This window comes from Tahibacter sp., assembly GCF_035481375.1.
Lineage (GTDB): Bacteria > Pseudomonadota > Gammaproteobacteria > Xanthomonadales > Rhodanobacteraceae > Tahibacter.
Genome location: NZ_DATIGT010000246.1, coordinates 1 through 3,844, shown reverse-complemented (window position 1 = coordinate 3,844; position 3,844 = coordinate 1). Strand labels below are relative to the sequence as shown.

The 3,844-nt window shown below is 69.7% G+C and carries 5 protein-coding genes and 1 pseudogene; 2 read left to right on the top strand and 4 right to left on the bottom strand.

Annotated elements, in window-relative coordinates; translation table 11 throughout:
* From VLF18_RS16250 to aroK, 4 genes and pseudogenes are all read right to left on the bottom strand, one after another.
* Positions 1 to 363 (bottom strand): annotated as a pseudogene (locus tag VLF18_RS16250) (hypothetical protein); the annotation flags it as partial.
* Complete coding sequence (locus VLF18_RS16245; protein ID WP_313920045.1) at positions 353 to 613, bottom strand: WGR domain-containing protein; 261 nt, start codon at positions 611 to 613, stop codon at positions 353 to 355. The pseudogene VLF18_RS16250 and the gene VLF18_RS16245, both read right to left, overlap by 11 nt.
* 24 nt (positions 614 to 637) lie before the next feature.
* Complete coding sequence (gene aroB / locus VLF18_RS16240; protein ID WP_325280674.1) at positions 638 to 1,750, bottom strand: 3-dehydroquinate synthase; 1,113 nt, start codon at positions 1,748 to 1,750, stop codon at positions 638 to 640.
* Complete coding sequence (gene aroK / locus VLF18_RS16235; protein WP_325280673.1) at positions 1,717 to 2,265, bottom strand: shikimate kinase AroK; 549 nt, start codon at positions 2,263 to 2,265, stop codon at positions 1,717 to 1,719. The genes aroB and aroK overlap by 34 nt, the downstream gene beginning before the upstream one ends.
* A gap of 195 nt (positions 2,266 to 2,460) precedes the next feature.
* Between aroK and xrtH the strand changes: the two genes are divergently transcribed.
* Positions 2,461 to 2,988: an exosortase H gene (gene xrtH, locus VLF18_RS16230; RefSeq protein WP_325280672.1), complete on the top strand. Its 528-nt coding sequence runs from the start codon at positions 2,461 to 2,463 to the stop codon at positions 2,986 to 2,988.
* A partial coding sequence (locus VLF18_RS16225) for an SDR family oxidoreductase (protein ID WP_325280671.1) occupies positions 2,985 to 3,844 on the top strand: 860 nt, incomplete at its 3' end. The genes xrtH and VLF18_RS16225, both read left to right, overlap by 4 nt.

Here is a 3,844-nt window from a genome sequence, read left to right as displayed (position 1 = left end):
GCCCGGGGTCGACGCGCGTGCCTCGGGAGCCAGCAGGTAATGCGGCACGTTGCGCGAACCGCTGCCCGATGCGCGCGGTGCGGCCGGGGGCGTTGCCGGAACCGGATCGGCCGCGACGGCCGGCGCGGCTTCGTCGGGAATCTCGCTGCTGCTGCGCAGCCGCGGTTCGCGCGCGGGTTTCGGTTCGTCGGTCGCGGCAGGTGCGCCGTCGCTCGACCGGCAGTCCCAGCCTTCGCCGCTCGCGGCGGGCACGCAGATGTGCTTGCTGCCGGGTTCGAAAACCTGTTCGTCGGCGGCACCCGCTGCCGATGCAACGGATGTCGCGATCAGGAAGGTCGCGATGCGAAGCCGCTCAGCGTACATGCGGCGCCTCCAGTCCCTGACTGAACACCACGCGGAAGCCGCGCTTGACCTGGGCGTCGCGCGCCTGGGCGAACGCGTTCAGCGCATCGTCGCGTTCGAGGTAGACCTCGCGCTTGCTGCTGCTGCGTCCGCCCTGCTGACCCCATTCGCGGTACAGCGTCCAGCCGCCGAGCAGGTCCTGCTGCAACACGATTTCGTAGTAGCGCGGCGACTCCGCGGCGGCCGGCTGGGTTTGCATGTAGATGCGCATGAGCGGGGATTGTAGCGGCCTCGCTCAGCCGCTGCGCAGGCGTTGCAGGATCGCCGCGTCGGTCACGTCCGGCACGATCTCGGCGGCGCCGATGCCGCGCCAGAGGATCAGGCGCAGGCAGCCGCTGAGGTTCTTCTTGTCGAGATACATGAGCTGCAGCAGCGCGTCGGCGTCGCTGCCGGCCGGCAGGTCGACCGGCAGTCCGAGGCGCTGCATCAGCGTTGCCAGGCGGTCCGCATCCGCGGCGGGTGCGCGGCCGAGGTCGCTCGACAGCCGCGCCGCAAGACGCATGCCGATCGCGACCGCTTCGCCGTGCAGCAACTGGCCGTAGCCGGATGCGGTTTCCAGCGCGTGGCCGAAGGTGTGGCCGAAGTTCAGCAGCGCGCGTTCGCCGTCCTCGCGTTCGTCGCGCGCGACCACGCCGGCCTTGTGCAGGCAGCTGCGCGCGATTGCCTCGGCGACCGCATCGCTGTCGCGCGCGGCGAGCGCGTCGGCTTCGCGTTCGAGCCAGTCGAAGAATTCCGCATCGCCGATCGCGCCGTATTTGACGACTTCGGCGAGACCCGAGCGGTATTCGCGCTCAGGCAGCGTCGCGAGCGTGCCGGTGTCGATGACGACGGCGCGCGGTTGATGGAACGCGCCGACGAGGTTCTTGCCGGCCGGCAGATTCACGCCGGTCTTGCCGCCGACCGAGGAGTCGACCTGGGCCAGCAGCGTCGTCGGGATCTGCAGGAAATCGACGCCGCGCATCCAGCAGGCCGCGGCAAAGCCCGCGAGGTCGCCGATGACGCCGCCGCCGAGCGCGATCACGCAGGCGTCGCGATTGGCTTTCAACGTCGCGAGCGCGCCCAGCGCTTCGGCGCAGCGGTCCAGTGTCTTGTGCTGTTCGCCGTCGGGCAGCACGAGGCTCGCCTGCTGCAGCCCGGAAAGTCCGGCCAGCACGGCATCGAGGTAGAGCGGGGCGACGGTCGTATTGCTGACGACGAGGACATGGCGGCCGCGGATCGCGCGGCGCCAGCGCGCGGCGTCCTGCAGCAGGTTGCGGCCGATCCAGATGGGGTAGCTGCGCGCGCCGAGCGCGACATCGAGTTCGCGCACGGCACTCATGCGGCGGCCGGTGCCGGGGCGCGATGCCATTCGTGCTGCAGGCGTTCGCAGAGTTCGGCGGCGACGTGCGCCGCGTGTTCGTGTTCGGAGCGGATGGTCATGTCGGCGATCGCGGCATACAGGGGATTGCGCAGGGCGGCCATCTGTTCCAGCCGCTCGCGGCGGTCCGGCGCGGCGAGCAGCGGACGCTTGCGGTCGCGCGCGAGACGCGCGAGCTGGATGTCGACGGACGTTTCGAGATAGACGACGAAGCCGCGCGCGGCGAGCAATTCGCGATTGTGCGCATCGAGCACCGCGCCGCCGCCGGTCGCGAGCACGATGCCGCGCAGCGCACTCATCTGGTCGAGCGCGGCGCATTCGCGCCGGCGGAATCCGGGCTCGCCTTCGAGATCGAAGATCAGCGGAATGGCTGCGCCCGTCTGCTCTTCGATCACGTGGTCTAGATCGTGGAACGGCAGCTGCAGATGCTCGGCGATGCGCCGGCCTATCGTGGTCTTGCCGGCACCCATCGGGCCGATCAGGAACAGGTTGGGTGCGGGATTCATGCGGGCGATGCTAGCACGCACCCTGGAGCGGGCCGGAGGGCATATCGGCGGCTTGGAAAAGAGTTCCGAGCAGCGAGAAAACGGCTGAAGTCCGGCCATTTCGATCGGCAGCAGCCGCACGCCTCGCTCGTTCCTCACTCCTCTGAACTCATTTCTCACTTAAGCTACGCGCGTCGCCTCCCGACCTTTCCCCTCATGCTCCGTTTCCTCGCCATCTTCGTCGCCTCGCTGCTCGTGCTGTTCACGCTCGACGTGCTCACCGTCGTCGAAGTCCACGTGATCGATCCGTTCAACGCGCTGCTCGCGACGGTGTCAGCGAAACTCATCGCGCTGTTCGGCGGCGACGCGATCTCGCAGGGCAAGATCATCCTCAGCGTGAGCACGGGGCTCGCCGTGTCGATCGAGCGCGTCTGCAACGGCATCGAGGCGGTCATCATCCTGGCCTCGGCCATGATCGCGTTTCCGGCGCGCTTCACGCACAAGCTCGTCGGCATCGCGCTCGGCACGCTCGCGATCCAGGCGCTGAACCTCGTGCGCATCATCAGCCTGTACTACCTGCACCAGTGGAGTTCGGTCTGGTTCGAGTGGTTCCACAGCTACATCTGGCAGGCGCTCATCGTGCTCGATGCGCTCGTGATGTTCCTGCTGTGGCTGCGCTATCTGCCGCGGCCCGCGCGTGCCGAACCGCCAGCCGATCCTCCGGTCGCGGAAGCCGCTGCGTGAACGCGGCCGGCGCCGTGCTGCTGGCGGGCTGCGGCGATGTCGGCGTTCGCGCCGGCCTCGCGCTCGCCGCGGCAGGGCGCCGCGTCTACGGCCTGCGCCGCAGCGAAGCACCGCTGCCGGCTCCGCTGCAGGCGCTGCGCGCCGATCTCACCGATCCATCGTCGCTGCGTTCGCTGCCCGAGGACATCGGCGACGTGCTGTTCCTGCCGGCGCCGGGGCAGCGCGACGAAGCCGCGTATCGCGGCCTGTTCGTCGACGGTCTCGCGCATCTGCTCGATGCGCTCGCGCGGCGCGGGCCGCGCGGACGTTTCATCTTCGTGTCGTCGAGCGCGGTCTACGGCGACCACGGCGGCGCCTGGGTCGACGAGGACACGCCGTGCGCCCCGCTCGCGTTCAACGGCCGCCTGCTGCTCGAAGCCGAACAGCGCCTCGCCGGCGTCGACGACGCGATCGTCGCGCGCTGTTCGGGTATCTACGGTCCAGGGCGCACGCGTCTCGTCGATCAGGTAGTCGACGGCAGTGCGCGGCGGCCGGCCGGCGCGCCGGAATTTTCCAATCGTATTCATGTGGACGATGTTGCTGGCGCGCTCGCGCATCTGCTCTCGCTGCGGTCGCCCGAACGCCGCTACGTCCTCAGCGACGACTGTCCCGCGCCGCTGGCCGACGTGCAGGACTGGATCGCGCGCCGCCTCGGTCTGCCGCCGCTGGCGCCGGGGCCGGCGCTCGCCGCGCGCGCGGTCGGCAACAAGCGCCTTTCCAACCGGCGCCTGCGCGCGTCGGGTTTTCCGCTGCGTCATCCGGATTTCGAATCCGGCTACGCCGCCATGCTGCCGGCGACGGGACGGGGGTGCGGTTG